We start from the raw sequence: 1369 nt of genomic DNA, 5'->3' as shown, positions 1-1369 counted from the left end.
TTGGTTAAGTCCTCGATCGATTAGTATCAGTCAGCTCCACATGTCACCACGCTTCCACCTCTGACCTATCAACCTGATCATCTTTCAGGGATCTTACTAGCTTGACGCTATGGGAAATCTCATCTTGAGGGGGGCTTCATGCTTAGATGCTTTCAGCACTTATCCCGTCCGCACATAGCTACCCAGCGATGCCTTTGGCAAGACAACTGGTACACCAGCGGTGCGTCCATCCCGGTCCTCTCGTACTAAGGACAGCTCCTCTCAAATTTCCTGCGCCCACGACGGATAGGGACCGAACTGTCTCACGACGTTCTGAACCCAGCTCGCGTACCGCTTTAATGGGCGAACAGCCCAACCCTTGGGACCGACTACAGCCCCAGGATGCGATGAGCCGACATCGAGGTGCCAAACCTCCCCGTCGATGTGGACTCTTGGGGGAGATAAGCCTGTTATCCCCGGGGTAGCTTTTATCCGTTGAGCGATGGCCCTTCCATGCGGAACCACCGGATCACTAAGCCCGACTTTCGTCCCTGCTCGACTTGTAGGTCTCGCAGTCAAGCTCCCTTGTGCCTTTACACTCTACGAATGATTTCCAACCATTCTGAGGGAACCTTTGGGCGCCTCCGTTACTCTTTAGGAGGCGACCGCCCCAGTCAAACTGCCCACCTGACACTGTCTCCCACCCCGATAAGGGGTGCGGGTTAGAATTTCAATACAGCCAGGGTAGTATCCCACCGACGCCTCCACCGAAGCTGGCGCTCCGGCTTCTCAGGCTCCTACCTATCCTGTACAAGCTGTACCAAAATTCAATATCAGGCTACAGTAAAGCTCCACGGGGTCTTTCCGTCCTGTCGCGGGTAACCTGCATCTTCACAGGTACTATAATTTCACCGAGTCTCTCGTTGAGACAGTGCCCAGATCGTTACGCCTTTCGTGCGGGTCGGAACTTACCCGACAAGGAATTTCGCTACCTTAGGACCGTTATAGTTACGGCCGCCGTTTACTGGGGCTTCGATTCAGAGCTTCGCGTGAGCTAACCCCTCCTCTTAACCTTCCAGCACCGGGCAGGCGTCAGCCCCTATACTTCGCCTTGCGGCTTCGCAGAGACCTGTGTTTTTGCTAAACAGTCGCCTGGGCCTATTCACTGCGGCTCTTCAGGGCTATGCACCCTAAAAAGCACCCCTTCTCCCGAAGTTACGGGGTCATTTTGCCGAGTTCCTTAACGAGAGTTCTCTCGCTCACCTTAGGATTCTCTCCTCGCCTACCTGTGTCGGTTTGCGGTACGGGCACCTTTTATCTTGCTAGAGGCTTTTCTTGGCAGTGTGGAATCAGGAACTTCGGTACTATAATTCCCTCGGCATCACAGCTC

At 54.2% G+C, this 1369-nt stretch carries 1 rRNA gene; it reads right to left on the bottom strand.

Going from position 1 to position 1369, the window contains the following annotated elements:
- A 23S ribosomal RNA gene (locus JOC76_RS29710) occupies positions 1–1369 on the bottom strand; the annotation flags it as partial.

It is taken from the genome of Neobacillus cucumis, assembly GCF_016908975.1.
In the GTDB taxonomy this organism is placed as follows: Bacteria; Bacillota; Bacilli; order Bacillales; family Cytobacillaceae; genus Neobacillus; species Neobacillus cucumis.
The sequence above is the reverse complement of the archived record's forward strand: the minus strand, read 5'-3'. Positions and strand labels throughout refer to the sequence as shown.